Source organism: Ferdinandcohnia sp. Marseille-Q9671, assembly GCF_976954385.1.
Genome location: NZ_CDRJTA010000001.1, coordinates 1,317,529 through 1,334,093, shown reverse-complemented (window position 1 = coordinate 1,334,093; position 16,565 = coordinate 1,317,529). Strand labels below are relative to the sequence as shown.

The 16,565-nt window shown below is 38.2% G+C and carries 15 protein-coding genes; 9 read left to right on the top strand and 6 right to left on the bottom strand.

Translation table 11 applies throughout. The annotated features are described in order from the left end of the window. Positions 1 to 70: 70 nt before the first annotated feature. Both ACWNMY_RS06865 and ACWNMY_RS06860 read right to left on the bottom strand, forming a co-directional pair. Positions 71 to 217, bottom strand: coding sequence for a hypothetical protein (locus ACWNMY_RS06865; RefSeq protein WP_449537495.1), 147 nt, complete (start codon positions 215 to 217; stop codon positions 71 to 73). 217 nt (positions 218 to 434) lie between these two features. Next, entirely contained in the window at positions 435 to 782 is a 348-nt protein-coding gene (locus ACWNMY_RS06860) for a gamma-type small acid-soluble spore protein (RefSeq protein ID WP_449537494.1), read from the bottom strand. 248 nt (positions 783 to 1,030) lie between these two features. On the opposite strand from ACWNMY_RS06860, the gene ACWNMY_RS06855 reads away from it, so the two are divergent. The 5 genes from ACWNMY_RS06855 to ACWNMY_RS06835 all read left to right on the top strand — a co-directional run bounded on the left by ACWNMY_RS06855 (position 1,031) and on the right by ACWNMY_RS06835 (position 6,742). Beyond that, the gene (locus ACWNMY_RS06855) at positions 1,031 to 1,387 is read left to right on the top strand and encodes a metal-sensitive transcriptional regulator (RefSeq protein ID WP_449537493.1); all 357 of its coding nucleotides are present in this window, start codon (positions 1,031 to 1,033) and stop codon (positions 1,385 to 1,387) included. A 15-nt stretch (positions 1,388 to 1,402) separates the two neighbouring features. Then, positions 1,403 to 1,609 carry a copper chaperone CopZ gene (gene copZ / locus ACWNMY_RS06850; RefSeq protein ID WP_449537492.1) on the top strand — a complete coding sequence of 69 codons (207 nt, stop codon included), beginning with the start codon at positions 1,403 to 1,405 and terminating at the stop codon, positions 1,607 to 1,609. An 88-nt stretch (positions 1,610 to 1,697) separates the two neighbouring features. Further along, entirely contained in the window at positions 1,698 to 4,106 is a 2,409-nt protein-coding gene (locus ACWNMY_RS06845) for a heavy metal translocating P-type ATPase (RefSeq protein WP_449537491.1), read from the top strand. A 195-nt stretch (positions 4,107 to 4,301) separates the two neighbouring features. Further along, positions 4,302 to 5,015 (top strand): ASCH domain-containing protein, encoded by a 714-nt coding sequence (locus ACWNMY_RS06840; RefSeq protein ID WP_449537490.1) that lies wholly within the window; start codon positions 4,302 to 4,304, stop codon positions 5,013 to 5,015. Positions 5,016 to 5,596: 581 nt separating this feature from the next. Then, positions 5,597 to 6,742: a D-alanyl-D-alanine carboxypeptidase family protein gene (locus ACWNMY_RS06835; RefSeq protein WP_449537489.1), complete on the top strand. Its 1,146-nt coding sequence runs from the start codon at positions 5,597 to 5,599 to the stop codon at positions 6,740 to 6,742. 14 nt (positions 6,743 to 6,756) lie between these two features. Here ACWNMY_RS06835 and ACWNMY_RS06830 read toward each other — a convergent pair whose 3' ends face one another. From ACWNMY_RS06830 to ACWNMY_RS06815, 4 genes are all read right to left on the bottom strand, one after another. After that, on the bottom strand, positions 6,757 to 7,170 hold the full coding sequence (locus tag ACWNMY_RS06830; RefSeq protein ID WP_449537488.1) for a GtrA family protein: 414 nt from the start codon (positions 7,168 to 7,170) through the stop codon (positions 6,757 to 6,759). Continuing rightward, positions 7,139 to 8,173 (bottom strand): glycosyltransferase family 2 protein, encoded by a 1,035-nt coding sequence (locus tag ACWNMY_RS06825; RefSeq protein ID WP_449537487.1) that lies wholly within the window; start codon positions 8,171 to 8,173, stop codon positions 7,139 to 7,141. The genes ACWNMY_RS06830 and ACWNMY_RS06825 overlap by 32 nt, the downstream gene beginning before the upstream one ends. Before the next feature lie 41 nt (positions 8,174 to 8,214). Then, positions 8,215 to 9,909: a DUF6044 family protein gene (locus ACWNMY_RS06820; RefSeq protein ID WP_449537486.1), complete on the bottom strand. Its 1,695-nt coding sequence runs from the start codon at positions 9,907 to 9,909 to the stop codon at positions 8,215 to 8,217. Between the two features lie 286 nt (positions 9,910 to 10,195). Continuing rightward, complete coding sequence (locus ACWNMY_RS06815; RefSeq protein ID WP_449537485.1) at positions 10,196 to 11,551, bottom strand: S8 family peptidase; 1,356 nt, start codon at positions 11,549 to 11,551, stop codon at positions 10,196 to 10,198. A gap of 366 nt (positions 11,552 to 11,917) precedes the next feature. Here ACWNMY_RS06815 and ACWNMY_RS06810 point away from each other — a divergent pair, with 366 nt between their 5' ends. The 4 genes from ACWNMY_RS06810 (at position 11,918) to ACWNMY_RS06795 (ending at position 16,501) form a co-directional block, all read left to right on the top strand. Beyond that, on the top strand, positions 11,918 to 13,402 hold the full coding sequence (locus ACWNMY_RS06810; RefSeq protein ID WP_449537484.1) for a spore germination protein: 1,485 nt from the start codon (positions 11,918 to 11,920) through the stop codon (positions 13,400 to 13,402). A gap of 24 nt (positions 13,403 to 13,426) precedes the next feature. After that, a complete protein-coding gene (locus ACWNMY_RS06805) occupies positions 13,427 to 14,515 on the top strand; it encodes a spore germination protein (protein ID WP_449537483.1) in 1,089 nt (362 codons plus the stop codon). Next, complete coding sequence (locus tag ACWNMY_RS06800) at positions 14,512 to 15,594, top strand: Ger(x)C family spore germination protein (RefSeq protein WP_449537482.1); 1,083 nt, start codon at positions 14,512 to 14,514, stop codon at positions 15,592 to 15,594. The genes ACWNMY_RS06805 and ACWNMY_RS06800 overlap by 4 nt, the downstream gene beginning before the upstream one ends. A 151-nt stretch (positions 15,595 to 15,745) precedes the next feature. Beyond that, positions 15,746 to 16,501 (top strand): (S)-benzoin forming benzil reductase, encoded by a 756-nt coding sequence (locus ACWNMY_RS06795; RefSeq protein ID WP_449537481.1) that lies wholly within the window; start codon positions 15,746 to 15,748, stop codon positions 16,499 to 16,501. The last annotated feature ends 64 nt before the right edge of the window (positions 16,502 to 16,565 follow it).

Below are 16,565 nucleotides of genomic sequence, written 5' to 3'. Positions count from 1 at the left end.
TGAATTCGAGATAATTATAACATAAAAAAGATATATCAGAAAAGGCCAAGGTAGCCCTTGACCTGTTCACTTACTTCTTCTTTTTTTGAACGTTTTGCTTTTCTGCTTTTACTTCTGTATAGGATGCGAATTCTACAAGTTCCTCGCTTATACGATTGCCTTTTTTCACATTGTTATTTCGCTGTGCATTTGGATTTCCACGTTTTACTCTACCCATAACATCATCTCCATTCTTCATTAATGGAAGTTCATTTTGTAGTATGAGTCAATTGCATTCTTTTATGTAATGTGGTGAGGTAGGAAAATTAGCCAATTAATAAGCCGAAATCATGCCGGATTGTAGGTTTGGGAGAAGAAAAGGGGCACGGAAGAGGAGAAGCTAATCCAACCTAAAAATACCCCTACACGGTGTAGGGGTATATTATGAGAGGAAACTAGCGATTTTTGTTTTGCTGAGATTGTTGGTTCTGTCTACGAACTTCTTCAACATTTGTTTCGCTAGCAAATTCTGTACCGAAAGAGGAACCGTTAGAAGAAGTGAATTGTTGTTGCCCAACAGATTGTTGGAGCTGTTGTGCGGTCTGCTCTATCTGATTTAACTGCTGAGCAGCATTCAATTCACGTCCTGCAAATCCAGGGGCAGCCTGCTTAGCTTGTGGTGAGCTTTGTTGGAATTGTTGAGCATTCATTTGCTCAGTTTCGCTTAACTTACTCGCCATTTGTCTGATCTGATTTAAAGCTTGCTGTGCCTGTGCTGGAATTTGCTGATTGTTGTTATTCATTCGGAACCCTCCCAGTAGAATTTTTTGGACTCCTCAAGGGTTTATGCTCCCTCGTGAATCCTCTTTTAATATGTGTAATAAAGCAGGGCTTCAAACATGAAAAAAATGCAAGATAAGTGACTTTTTTCACTGAATAAGATAGGGTAATGGGGTATACTATACAAAAAAGAGCGAATTTTATTTTTTAGTTATTTTCGCTTTACATACACTAGGGGGGTATGGTAAATTAAATTCAAGGAGGGGAGTTCATGGAAAAAATTGAACCGGATCAAAACGATTTGGAATTAGAAATGGAACAAGAAAGCAGTTGTTCTCTCCATAGTGATAGAAAAAGTCATCACTCCGATAAAGTGAAAAAAAACCTTGTTACTCGTTTGAACCGTATTGAAGGTCAAATACGAGGTGTTAAAGGATTAATTGAAAAGGATACCTATTGTGATGACGTCATTACACAAATTGCTGCCGTCCAATCTGCACTGAATAGCGTAAGTAAGATATTGCTTGAAGGGCATTTAAAAACATGTGTAATTGAACGGATTCAAGAAGGGGATCTTGAGGTATTAGATGAAGTACTTGTTACTGTTCACAAACTAATGAAAAAATAAAGGAGATGTTTATAAATGGAAAAAGTTACTCTACAAGTTCAGGGAATGTCATGTGGTCACTGTGTTAAAGCAGTAGAAGGCAGTGTTGGGGAATTAGCAGGAGTTAGTGCAGTTACAGTTGATTTAGCTGAAGGTAAAGTTGATGTAGAATTTGATGAAAGTGTTGTTACACTAGATAAAATAAAAGAAACAATTGATGAAGAAGGCTATGAAGTAGCGTAATTACCTGCAGGCGAGCTGTGCTATCTAGTTATAGCACTTCTCTTTTAATTAAAAATATACCCCTATGGAGTATAAGGGAGGGTTTGGAATGAGTAAGAAGGAAGCAAGTCTCCAAATAACAGGAATGACATGTGCTGCATGTGCGAACCGGATTGAGAAGGGTTTAAAAAAGCTAGAAGGTGTTGAAGAGGCTAATGTCAATTATGCCTTAGAGCGTTCGACTGTTACCTTCAATCCAGATGTCGTCAAGGTAGAAGATATAGAAGAAAAGATTGAAGCACTGGGCTACGGTGTCGTCTCTGAAAAAGCTGAATTCACAATAACCGGGATGACATGTGCTGCCTGTTCATCACGGATTGAAAAAGGTCTTAATAAGATGGAGGGCATTACAAAAGCAAACGTCAACCTTGCTTTAGAAAATGCCTCAGTAGAATATAATCCTTCTGCATTATCTGTAACTGATATCATTAAAAAGGTAGAAAAACTTGGCTATGGTGCACAAATCAAAGAAGAAAAACAAGCAGAGGTTGAGGATTACAGACGGAAGGAAATTGAAAAACAAAAAAGAAGGTTTATCTTTTCGGCTATTCTTTCACTTCCACTTCTCTGGGCAATGGTGAGTCATTTTAGTTTTACGCAGTTTCTTTGGGTTCCAGAGATGTTTTTAAACCCATGGGTACAGTTTGCACTTGCTACACCCGTTCAATTTATCATCGGAAAACCGTTTTACGTGGGTGCCTATAAAGCACTCAGAAATGGTAGTGCCAATATGGATGTGCTCGTTGCCTTAGGCACATCAGCAGCATATTTTTATAGCTTGTATTTATCGATTTTATCCATCGGCTCAGACGCACACATGGTTGAGCTTTATTATGAAACAAGTGCTGTATTGTTAACATTAATTATCTTAGGTAAATTATTTGAGGCAAAAGCGAAAGGAAGATCCTCAGAGGCTATCAAAAAATTAATGGGTCTTCAGGCCAAAACAGCAACGGTCGTAAGAGATGGTGTTGAGCAGGAGGTTCCTTTAGAAGAGGTACTTGTTGGGGATATCCTTTTTGTGAAACCAGGGGAAAAGGTACCAGTTGATGGTGAGATTATCGAAGGGCGCTCTGCTCTAGATGAATCAATGCTTACAGGGGAAAGTGTTCCTGTTGATAAAACAACCGGAGATACGGTCATTGGAGCAACAATCAATAAGAACGGATTCTTAAAGGTAAAGGCAACAAAGGTAGGGCGTGACACAGCACTTTCACAAATCATAAAGATTGTAGAGGAGGCACAGGGATCCAAGGCACCTATTCAACGGTTGGCTGATAAGATTTCAGGTGTGTTTGTCCCGATTGTTGTAGGAATTGCGATAGTTACCTTCTTAATTTGGTATTTTATCGTAAGTCCTGGAGAATTTGCGGTTGCGCTTGAAAAACTAATTGCTGTATTAGTTATTGCTTGTCCATGTGCGCTCGGGCTTGCGACTCCAACTTCCATCATGGCAGGATCAGGTCGGGCAGCCGAATATGGCATTTTATTTAAGGGTGGAGAACATTTAGAACTAACACACCGTATTACAACAGTTATCCTTGATAAAACAGGAACTGTTACAAATGGTGAGCCGACATTAACTGATGTGATTCCATCAGAAATAGTTGAAACAGAATTTTTACAAGTCATTGCAGCTGCTGAAAAGCAATCTGAGCACCCGTTAGCAGAGGCAATTGTATCAGGAATCCGTGCAAAGGGAATCGAGGTACAAGATCCTGAAGAGTTCGAGGCTATTCCAGGTTATGGTATAAAGGCTGTGGTTAATGGCAAATCAATCCTAGTTGGTACACGTAAGCTGCTGTCTCAATCAAACATTGATATTGCACATGCCTTGCCTGCAATGGAGCAAATGGAAATGGACGGAAAAACGGCCATGCTTGTAGCGATTGATAATCAATATGCAGGCTTGGTTGCTGTAGCAGATACAATTAAAGCTACATCGAAAGAAGCGGTCAAACGTCTTCATGATATGGGACTTGAAGTTATTATGATGACGGGGGACAATAAGCGTACAGCTGAAGCAATTGCAAAACAAGCGGGCATTAAGCAAGTGATTGCAGAGGTTTTACCTGAAGGAAAGGCAGATGAAGTGAAAAAGCTCCAGCTACAAGGTAAAAATGTTGCAATGGTCGGGGATGGAATCAATGATGCCCCAGCATTAGCCATTGCAGATATTGGGATGGCCATTGGAACAGGTACAGACGTAGCTATGGAGGCTGCAGACATCACGCTTATTCGAGGAGATCTAACCAGCATAGCCGACGCTATCTACATGAGTAAGAAAACGATACAAAATATTAAACAAAACCTATTCTGGGCTTTCGGTTACAATACAGTTGGTATACCAATTGCAGCGCTTGGCTTCCTTGCCCCATGGTTAGCAGGCGCAGCCATGGCGTTCAGTTCCGTGTCAGTTGTACTAAATGCGCTACGACTCCAAAAAATCAAAATTTAACTATTCGACTTGCAGAGTACAAGGAAGTTTCGGCAGCATAATCAAAGCATGTTTTTAAGATATGCTTACATCGAAGTTGTTACAATTCGTGTCGAGGCTATTGTCGATTTTCGTTAAGCTAGTCCGCTAGCACATTTTTGTTTAATAATCTCTCCTCTCATTATATAATTCATATAGGGGGAGAGGTGATTTGATATGAAACGAATTGATTTTTGGGGTCGAGATGAGAATGATGAAAGACTACTGGAAGAAGTTTTACGAGGTGTAAAAACAGTTACCTGTACTCCAAAGGTCTGGTATGACCAATTGCCAGACGAAGAAAAAAGTGATGTAGGCGAAATTGTTCAAGTCTTTACTAAGAAAAATGAGCATAAAGCAAACCTCCAAATTACCGACCTTTACGAAATCCGGTTTGGTGAAATCAAAGGTGAATTAGGTCAACGGATTGCGGAAGGCGAGAATTCTACCTTAGATGAATTTATCGAAGACCACATATTCAGCTGGGAGAAACCATTACAAAATGATGGCCACGTCCTAAATGAAGATACGATCATTATCGTTGAGCATTTTAAAGTTACGGACATATTATCAGATGTTAAAATAGATTTGCATCTAGTACCGATGACTGAAGCAGAAGGGTATGAAATTACTAGATGGACGGACTTCTCATTATTTGGAGACCAACCACATAAATTTTATTCCGTCTTTCAGGAAAAGAATTTTGTTGCGTTTGTTAGATATCGCCAACATGAATCTGATACATTTTTATATTACAAAGTAAACCCTGTTTTTGAAGGACAGATTGATGAAAAAAAACTAATGGTTAAGGCTGAAGATTTTGCCAAACAAAACTTGTGGGCAAGAAATCTCATTCATGAGTGGAGTTCTATATTTACCTATCATAAATAATTTGAAAGACGTATTGCATGAACATGCAAGCGTCTTTTTTGTTGTTGAGGAAATGAAAAAAATTTAGAACTTTGATAATTATTTCGACATCTAGTTCCAGCGCCAGCCCCTTGAGGTTATGAGCCAATTTAGAATGCAAGAACGCCTTCTATTCTAAAACGTCCTATGCCTATGTAGTCGAACTTTCACTCCGTCTACAGCCACAGGACGTAGCAGTCTTTAGTAGAAGACGTTCACTTTCGAGGCGCTTGCGCTTTTGTTCACAGAAAAGAAAGTATAAAATTACCTACTTAATTTTCGGTGTCTAGCTGCAGGCGCCATCGGCTCGAGGTCACAAGACAATCGCTTCTGAAGGCAAAAAGCGCCTTCTGTCAGCGCTTGTCTTGTGCTTGTCGCCGATAGGCAGGCGCCCTGCGCTTTTCTTTATTCCATGAAGTCATAAAATGAATTTGACTTTCGAATAGGTTTACTTGTAATATAAAAACTCATTTACATCTTTTGGGACCCTTTTGTCAGATAGCAAAAAATTCGTGGGCAAGTCCTTTTTGTCCCTACTACTTATCCCGAAAAGGAGAAGTGATATGAAACAATTTTATAGGTTTCTCATTCTAGTGTTTTTCATGTCTTCTCTTTTACCAGGTATGGTATTTGCAGAGGAACAGCCTGCTATTAAGAGCGGTGCCGTTATTTTACTAGAGGAGAATACAGGTTCAATTTTATTAGAGAAAAATAGCCAAAGCAAAATGTATCCTGCAAGCTTAACAAAAATGGCAACAGCCATCTACGCCATTGAAAATGGGAAATTAGATGATATTGTAACAATTAGTAAAAATGCTACGGATACAGAAGGAACGAGTGTTTATCTAGAAGAAGGAGAACAGGTTCCACTTAAAAGGCTACTTCAGGGCTTACTCATTAATTCTGGAAATGATGCAGGGGTTGCTATCGCTGAGCATTTGGATGGGTCAGTAGAAGCATTTTCTACATCCATCAATAAATATTTACAAGAAAAAATAGGTGTTAAGGATACACACTTTTCTAATCCACATGGCTTATTCGAAGAAAATCATTATACAACAGCCTACGATCTAGCCTTAATCACGAAATATGCCTTACAAAACAAAGTTTTCCGTGACATTTTTGGAACAGAGGAGCTAGATTGGGATGGAGAAAACTGGAAAACAACCCTCTTTAGTCATCATTTATTAGTAAAGGGAGAAATACCATTCGAAGGGATAAGCGGCGGTAAGACTGGGTTTGTACCGGAATCACGCTATACACTTTCCACTTCTGCTGAACGTGGAGACTTATCCTTGATTGCGATTGTATTACAAGCTGATCAAGATAAGATTGCTTATGAGGATACAGTTGCACTTTTAGAATATGGCTTCCAAAACTTTGAGGTATCACAGGTTGAAGGAAAACAGGCTTTTATAGGTGATAAAAATGAAAGTTATCGTTTGGACAAGCCTCTTGCGTACACCCACAAAAAAGAGGAAGAAACCCAGATCATGATTAGTAGTAAGGGAGTTCTACAGGTTATTGGGGACGATGGTAGACAGATAGCTTCGAAACAGCTAAAAATGGATATCCCGAAGGAAGCATTAAGTACTCGTGCATCTGTAGAACCCATAAAGCAGAGCCCAATACCAGGTATTTTAATGATTGTTTTATTTGCAATTGCTATTTTCTTCTTGGTTAAAACGATAAGAAGCACTCGAGCATAAAATCGAGTGCTTTTCTATTTGAAAACGAAATATTTTTGACCAAGATAGTTGGTAATGGTATAAAGTATAGTCCCAAGTAAAACGGCTATCTCATTTGTGTAATCCACGTATCCAAATGAACCTGCTAGAAGATTCGCCATTACCCTACTAAAGGAATAAGAGACGAAGTAGCAACACATGATTACGATCATAAACAATGGGATGCTCCTACCGAATGATACTTTGCTACCAAAGGTAAAACGCCTATTTAATACATAGCTACATGCCGCCCCTATCGAATTACCAAGAAATGTAGATACCCAATAAGAGAGTCCGCCTACTTGTAACAATAAAAAGATAGAGGATAGCCCAACTAACGTATTCATGACTCCTACGATGATAAAACGGATAAAGGTGCTAGTTGGTTTCAGATAATGGGTTGTAATCAAGTAGGTATTCACCTTCTTTTAAGTCCGTTGCTTGCTCTTCCTTGGGAACAGCGAGGTTATACGTATCGATATCTACCACAAACTTCGGGCGTCGCTTTGTTTCCTTGTAGATTTTCCCAATGTATTCACCGATAAATCCTAATGCAATTAACTGAAGACCACCAATTAACCAGATGGATGTTATTAAAGAGGTCCAGCCTGTTTGGGTTTGTCCACTAAATTTCAAATAGAAAAAATAACCACCAAACAGAAAGCTAACTAAGAAAGAGACGAAACCCATTAGGGAAATCAAACGGATTGGTGTAACACTGAAGGAAGTGATGCCGTCAAGTGCAAAAGAGAGCATCTTCCGTAGAGGGTATTTTGTTTCGCCTGCTAAGCGTTCCTTTCGGTCATAAAAAACAGAGGTCGATTGGAAACCAACAAGAGGGACAACTCCACGTAAAAAAAGATTACTTTCATCAAATTGTTCAAGTGCTTCAACAGCCCGTTTGCTCATTAACCGATAATCTGCATGATTATAAACTAGATTAACCCCCATAAAATTCATGAGTTTATAAAATCCTTGTGCGGTATGTCGTTTAAAGAAGGTGTCAGTCTTACGTTGTTTACGAACTCCGTAAACAACTTCATACCCTTCGGAAAATCGAATCAGAAAATCGCGGATTACTGCTATATCATCTTGCAAATCAGCATCAATTGATACAAGACAGTCAGATTGTTGTCTCGCTGCAAATAATCCGGCAAGCAGTGCGTTTTGGTGGCCCACATTTCTTGCAAGCTTTAATCCTTTAATTTTCGGATCTTCTAACCCTTTTTTGTAGATAATTGACCACGTTTTATCTTTGCTACCATCGTCAACAAACAGCAGTCGACTCTTTTCAGAGACTAGTTTATCACTAATAAGTTCATCTAGAAGGGTGCGTAATTGTTTCATACTTTCCGGTAAGACTTCTTCTTCATTATAACAAGGGACAACAATTGTTAATAAAGGTACATTCATGATGAATCCCCCAAGCTTTTAAGATTTTATTGGTATCAATTTTATTCACTAAGAGATACCCGATACAAATAAATTCTCCAAGCAGATTCAGGAGAATCGAAGGTCTTATCAAGAACAAGGTTATTTTCAGTAGCATTTTGAATGGGTAACGCAGAAAATATAAATCGACCGCCCATCTCATAAAACACATTCATGTCAAGTTCCATTTTTGTAATTTTCTTTTTCGAGGTCTTCTTGAACATATAATGTTTACCAAGTTCATCTAAAAAGAGATAGCACCTGCCACCCCATTCATCAAAATATTGTTGTAACGTACCATTCTTTCCAAGTTCCTTCTCTATAATTTCACGAAACTGATATTTATAGGTAAGTGGATAAAAATTGTTGTATGTATCGAGCGTATAAAAACCATTAAACTGTGCAATGGCGGGGTGAATCCCAATGCTGGCTACACGGTACTCATTTTGAGGCAACCCTATATATGTTTTAATCTCTTCAAACTGTTTTTCTGCATAGAACTCCTGAAAGCTTGGCTTCTTTTTATAAACAATTTCCTCATTAAATGCTCCCAGAACAAGTAACTGTGCAGCTATAAAAAGCAAGGTTATCCGCTTCCAACCAGAACCGTATTCCCAAAGGATTTTTAATGAAATGGCAAATAAGACGTAAATCACCATGGGACGAAGGAAATGGTACCGTGCAAAGTTAAAGGTATTAAGAAAATGAAACCGTTCGGTTAAAGGTACCCATCCCTTATAAAACCAAAACGCGTACCAAATTGATAAAACTGCATTTAAAATATGTAGGAAAAGAAATACTTTCTCATGTTTCCATTGCTTTTTTAAAAACACAATATTTAACGCGAGAAATGTAACTGGTAGAATGATCAGACCATGAACGCTAAGCACATGGGTATGTCCCAATACATAGTTCTTTAATGCTAACCGTAAGGAGCGTAGAAAAGAAAGGCGAGCATGAAAGTATTCATCACGGCTATTCGGTTCATCCATAAAAAGAAAAGAATAAACAAGTCTGTATTCAACTACCATAAATATCAAAGTGAAATAGATAAGTGCCCATAAAAAGCGTGGATTCCACCCCTTGCCTCGGACTACATCAAAGACCCAAAGTACCCCTATTGCACTAATAAAAAAGAAAAAACCTAAGACGATACTCGCGTAAAGTGGTAGCAAGGTAAGTGTTAACCAATTTACCCATGATCTCTCACCAGCACGAATATTGAGCAAGGCCCAAAGCGCTAAAGGCATACCAAGCGTACTTAACATTCCAGAGGGCCAAAATGGAGTTAATGCGAAGGCTAGAGATACCCCAATACGAATCCATGACCATCTATCCTGGGTAAGAAAGTGCCTTTTTAAGAGCAAATACATTCCGATAAAAGCAAATACTCTTGTGATAAATTGGCTTAATCCATAGGCAATCATGGGTGGAAAAATGGAATGGAGCCAAACAATCCCACTAAATTCTGTTCCAAAGGCGCCTCTTTGCAAATGACCATTTATGATTTGGGGGATGGTTGCATCAACTGAACCAAGCATTTGGTTACTTTCAGCTAAAACCCGGTACCACGCAATATTAGAATCTAGATTGTCGTGAACCCGTAAATGAGCATTTTCTCCAAGAATAAAATAAGGAGAAACATAAATCACGATTAGTAGTAGTGCTGCTATGATGAGACGATACTCACTTTTATGTTGAGTTCCAGTATGTGACAATGTCCTTCCTCCATAACAGAAACGTACAATGATAGTTTTTTGGAATTCCATTTTTTATCATTACCATAAAAGATTGGATTATGAATGAGAATAGAAAAAAGTGGGTGATACCCCCCACTTTCAGTGTAGATATTAATATGCTTGTGCTTTTTTAAATAGAAAATAAGTGTCTAGCTTCAGGCGTCATCGGCTATCTACTTTTAACCAACCGCTTTGGAAGGTATAATGCACCTTCTGTAAGCGCTTGTCTTTGATTGACGCCTTAGGCTAAGCACCTTGTAGTTTTCTATCTAGATGCTTGTTCAAGGGCAGCAACAACATCAATAAGCCCCTCGCCGTAATAAATGTCTTTTCCTACTTTACCTAGATCGAGACTTGTTCCTTTAATAATGTTCATAATTTCTTTATTCGAAAGGTTTGGATTTATGGATCTCATCAGTCCAGCAAGTGCGGCAACATGGGGTGCTGCCATTGATGTACCTGAGAGAGCTGCATACTGTTCATCAATATACGTGCTCGGAATCGTTACACCTGGAGCTGCGACATCAATATAATTTCCGTAGTTTGAAAAATTGGCCTTGTCTCCATTAAAGTCAACTGCCGCCACACTTAACACCTGCGGATATGCAGATGGATAGCTTGGTTGACCAGAATTATCATTTCCGGAAGCTGCAACCATTACAACGTCGTGTTTGTAAGCATATTCTACCGCTCGTTTTAACAGGTTTGAGCCCTGATAATTTCCAAGGCTAAGGTTTATCACATCTGCTCCATGATCAGTTGCCCATATAATGCCTCTAGCGATATCAAATGTGGACCCATATCCATCCGAACCCATTACCTTTATAGGCATGATTGGGTTAAACCAGGTAATCCCTGCTACACCTTCATGATTATTTGTTTGAGAGGCAATTATTCCGGCAACATGTGTCCCATGCCCGTTGTCATCATCCGGGTTATTGTTGTCCTCGAGAATGTTATAGCCACCGACAATTCGGTTCTCCAAATCTGGGTGATCAAGATCTACGCCAGTATCAATAATGGCAATTTCAACATCTTCTGACCCTTTTGTCACGCTCCATCCACTTTCCGTTTCAATCATTCGTAGGTTCCACTGAAAATCATTATATAATAGATCATTTGGTTGCTGATTTTGCATTAGTATAAAATTCGGCTCAGCAAACTCAACATTACTTTGTTTTTCGAAGTATGAAATCAAATCAGAAGTCTTAAGGTTATCTGACTGAAAGATATAGGAAGAATCCAGTTTCTTTAAAAGCTTCCCCTGTATCTCAGTTTCAAATTTTTTAATTTGTGCGGGTGATAATGGTTCCTTAAAATCAACGATTACTTGATGATGATGGTAATGACTTTTGTCTTTTCCATTATGGTCAATAACGTCTATTTCCTGATGAGTGTCTAATTGTTTTTGGACGTTGTTGTATAACTGAATGGAGTCCACATTCATTATTTGAGGAGACGTATCTGGTTTATTGTTTCCTAATTGTACTGGGCTTGTTGGTGTTGATGACAATCTTGGTACATCTTGTTTCTTATTATCAAATATCGAAAAGGAAACAAATAGGGCAAGTCCAATTGCAATTGTTAATGCTAAGATTGAAATTCGTTTTTTGTTCCGCATACTTTACCACCTCAAACATTCATTTTTATTGTCTGCTCTAGGCGCCGTTGTCTCTTGGGGTCACAATCCAATCGTTTCTGAAGGCAAAAGGCGCCTTCTGACAGCTCTTGTCGCCCTAAGGCTAAGCACCATACGCTTTTCCTATTAGTATCTTGCGGAACACATCGTTTCATGCCTCGATTGGATGAACTTCTGTCATACCAATAATTTCATTGGAAGAGTTTATCTTCGACTCGTTTCAAGAATACAAATCACACAAAAGTAGAAATTCCATGCATAAATTCCATACATTTCAAGGAATAACTAACAGAAGGAATGTATTAAAAAAACCTTAAATCACCTTGTAAAAGCAAAAAGGAGATTATTATGGCGAATTGGTTCAAAAAAGAAACGAAAAAACCAAGACTAACTGACGAAATCTACCAAACCTTCCGTAAATCGGCCGACTTTATCTGCCAATTTAATAGCCAAGCAATTCGTCCATTTTGGATCTGTTATCAACGAAATATTATTGATTCAAAGCTCCTTCATGAAAGTATTCTTCCTTATTTGCTTTATGCAAAAGTCTACTCAGTCCGTGATCTGAAGGGGATTATTCCTAACAAAGAGATTGTAATTACGAAAGATACTAAACAGATAGAAGAAAAAATTTTGCAAGGCTGCATTATGATTCAATTTCATAAGCATGATGGGTATTGTGCTCTTATTAGTGCTGAAAATTTCACCAAAAGAGCAGTCAGTGTTCCAGAAGTAGAGTTCAGTGTAAATGGTCCAAAAGAGGCTTTTGTTGAATCAATTGATATGAACCTAAACCTACTTCGAAAACGATTGCCTGTTCCTGAATTGCGTGTGAAGGAGCTAACTGTCGGAAAGATATCAAAAACAAAGGTCGCGGTGCTTTATATAGAAGGTATCGTAGAGAAGGAAAACGTACAAACTGTTATGCAGCGTATCAGCGATATCGAGTTTGATCAAATAAGTGATAGTTCTTTTATCTCACAAATGATTATTGATAATACGAATTCTCCCTTTCCACAGATGTTAGAAACAGAACGACCTGATCGGGCGTCTTCTGTATTAGTTGAGGGGAAAATAGTTATACTCTCTGAGGGGTCGCCACAAGCAATCATTACGCCGACAACTCTTGTTGAGTTCTTTTCATCATTTGAAGACTATTTCATGAATTGGTACATTGCTTCGTTTGTACGTTTGCTTCGCCTTTTTTCAGTAGCCTTTTCTATATTAATCACACCTGTATATGTCGCTGTTCTTACCTATCATCATGAATTAATCCCTCGTGATCTACTTGCGACATTAATTACTTCAAGGCGTGAAGTTCCATTGCCGCCTATTTTAGAAGCGTTATTCTTAGAGTTAACCATTGAACTGCTTCGTGAGGCCGGGGCAAGACTACCGGCAAAGGTTGGACAAACAATTGGTATCGTGGGTGGTATTGTTATTGGAACGGCGTCTGTTGAGGCAGGACTAACCAGTAATGTATTGCTCATTATGATAGCGTTAGCTGCACTCGCATCATTTACAACACCTGTATTTACAATGGGTAATACAATTCGTATCATTCGTTTCCCATTTCTTATTTTTGCACAGTTATGGGGTTTATTAGGAATTGTAGTATGTTTTTGTTTTTTATTAACTCATTTAATACGATTAACATCCTTAGGTAGGCCATTTTTAGAACCGATTTACCCATTACGGTTAAGGGATTTAAAGGATGCATTTGTGCGTTTACCATACTCTATGCTAACAAAGCGACCAGTGTATGTACGAGCAGAGAAACAAAACCGTTTTAATGCAAAAGATGCTAGGGCCAAAAAGGATATTGATGAATAGCCGAAAGTCTAAGGAGTTGCAGCTATGGAAAGGATTAGAGAGTCATCTTTAGTGTCTCCCTTTTTAGTATTTTTCTTGATTCACTCCATGCAAGTAGGGGTAGGTATGCTTGGCTTCCAAAGGGTCATAGCAAAATCAGCAGGATATGACAGTTGGATCTCCGTTATTCTGGCAGGTTTTGCTGTGCATATTATCGTATGGATGATTTATAAAATATTGAAAGATTCAAAAGGAGATATAGTAGAGGTCCATAAAGAGATTTTCGGGAAATGGATTGGGGGATTTTTGAGCCTTCTTTTAATGTTCTACTTTATTGCAATGGCTGTAACCGTATTGCGGACTTATGTTGAGGTAGTGCAGGTATGGATGTTCCCTGAGTTCAGTGGGTGGGTTTTTGGTTGTTTTACCATGCTTCTTACGTACTACATTATTACTGGTGGTTTTCGAACAGTAACCGGTATTAGTTTTTTTAGTGTTGTCCTTCCGATTTACATCCTTCTTTTGGTATTTTATCCGTTGGATTACGGACAAGCACGAAATTTACTGCCAATACTAAATCATCCAATATCTGATATTTTAAAATCTACAAAGGATATGACCTTAAGTATCATTGGGTTTGAAGCGATTTTGCTCTATTACCCATTTATTAAAAACCCGAATCAGTCACAAAAATGGGCACAGTTAGGTGTGTTAGCTACCACATTACTCTACTTGGCTACTATTATAACGACAATTATTTTCTATAGTCACGGTCAACTAGACAAAATCATTTGGGCAACACTGTCGATGTTTAAAATCGTTATCATGCCCTTCGTAGAACGGTTTGAATATGTAGGCATTACCTCATGGTATCTTGTCATACTACCTAATATCTGTATTGCAGTATGGGCAGCAAGCAGGGGTGTGAAACGTATATTTTCGGTTCAACAACGAAAAGTTTTACTTGTAATATTACCAATAATCGTCCTAGCGAGTGGTTTAATCAAGTCACGTCAGCAAATTGATATGCTCAGTGAATATATGTCTACATTTGGATTTTATTTTATTTTCACATATATACCTGTGCTCTTTGTTATTACATTAGTCATACGTAAGCTGAGGGAGAAAAAATGAAAAAATTTCTAAAAGGATTCGCATTACTAGTCGGCATAGTTGTCACTGCGTTTTTTGGGACAGTACAAGAAGAGATTATCGACGATGTGAATGTTGTGACAGCTGTTGGGTTTGATAAAGCAGCAGGAGATAAAATTAGTGGTACAGTTGTTATCCCTGTATTTAATGCGGATAAAAGTATTGATAATGCTAGTTTTGCAGGTGAATCCGTATTAGCAAAGGAAATTATTAATGTACTACAAAAAAAATCAGCAGATCCACTCGTAACAGGTGGTATACGAGTTGTCCTTTATGAAGATGGACTAGCCCAAAGAGGAATCCTAAGGTATATTGACGCCCTCCAACGTGACGCAAGCATTGGTGCAAAGGTTTACCTGGCGATTGTTGAAGGTAAGACACGAGATGTGTTAGAGACGTCACTAGGAAACAGGGGCACCGGAGAATATTTGGCAACAATTTTAGAACATAATACAGAGAAAAGAGATGTACCAAAATCTGATCTTCACACCTTCTTGTTTAGGAATTTTGCAAAAGGAATGGATCCTTACCTTCCCATTCTAAAATTAGAGAAAGATAAAATGGAGCTCATTGGACTTGCACTATTTCAAGAGGGGAAGATGGTAGCTCGAATTAGTGAACCAGAATTATTCTTTTTTAAAGCAATGGTTCAAAACTATGGTGAAGGATCCTACACCCTAAAATTAAGTGGTACAGATGATTACGCTTCAATTAAGCGTATCTCTACGAAAAGAAAAATAGAGGTTGAAGAAGTAGACGGTGACCCGAAGGTACATATCACGATAAAATTTGAGGGAATACTAAGTGAGTTTTCAGGACAAAAAGCAACACCTGAAACAATCGAAAAAATCATTAAAGAACTTGAGCAAACAATTGTGGAGCAATCACAAAGTATGTTAAAGGAGTTTCAAGAGAAAAATATAGATCCAGTCGGTCTTGGTTATTTAGCTAGACATACCAACCGAAGATTTGAAGAAGGGAAATGGAAGGTAGATTACCCTAATATTAAGATGGATGTACATGCAGAGGTTACGATTACAGAAACAGGTATTATTCAATAATAAGCCGAAGTGAAAGAAAATAACTTTTTACTTGCTTTTATGGCAGCTATCAGTGTTCAATAAGAATAAGCATACTACCTTTAATTCTAGTAGTAGTCCTTCACAAACAGTACATGAAATAAAGGCTAAAAGTCTAACAGAGGTGTCTTATTTGAAATATTTTATTATTACAGGAACATCAAGGGGATTAGGGGAATCAATTGTCAAACAAATTATCGACAAGAATCACACCCTATTTTGTATCTCTAGAAAACAAAACAATGAACTAAAGGAAATGGCTAGTGCCAAAGGGGTTAATTTGTATTATTTCTCATGTGATCTTCAAAAGACAGAGGAAATTGAAAAAGTAATGGAGCGGATTTTTTCATCGATTGATTTTTCAAATGCAGAAGGAATCTATTTAGTGAACAACGCGGGAATGATTGATCCAATTAAACCAATTGGAAAAGCAAGTCCGAGAGAGTTAACAGAGAATATTCATGTAAATCTGCTAGCACCCATGCTTTTAAGTACATATTTTATACGTCATACTTCTTCGTTTGCAACGAAAAAAGTAATTGTAAATATTTCGTCAGGTGCCGCCAATCACGCAAGATACGGTTGGACTGCGTATTCTACGTCTAAAGCGGGAATTGATATGTTCACGAATTCAGTTGCTGTTGAACAGGAAACTGCAGAACATCCTGTTACAATCATCTCATTTTCACCAGGGGTCATGGATACTGAGATGCAAGAAGTAATCAGAAAAACCAGTAAAGAGGACTTTACAGAGGTCGAGGACTTTATAGAGTTCAATGAAAAGGGAATGCTGCGATCTCCTGAGTTTGTTGCAGGCGTTATTCTGGACCTGGTACATAATCAGGAATTAATCAATGGTCATGTATACAATATCAAGTCATTTGTGTAAGAAATTCACCCCTTCGGTTTGATGTACTAACCAGAAGGGGTTCTTTTTTCTTAGAGGATAGATG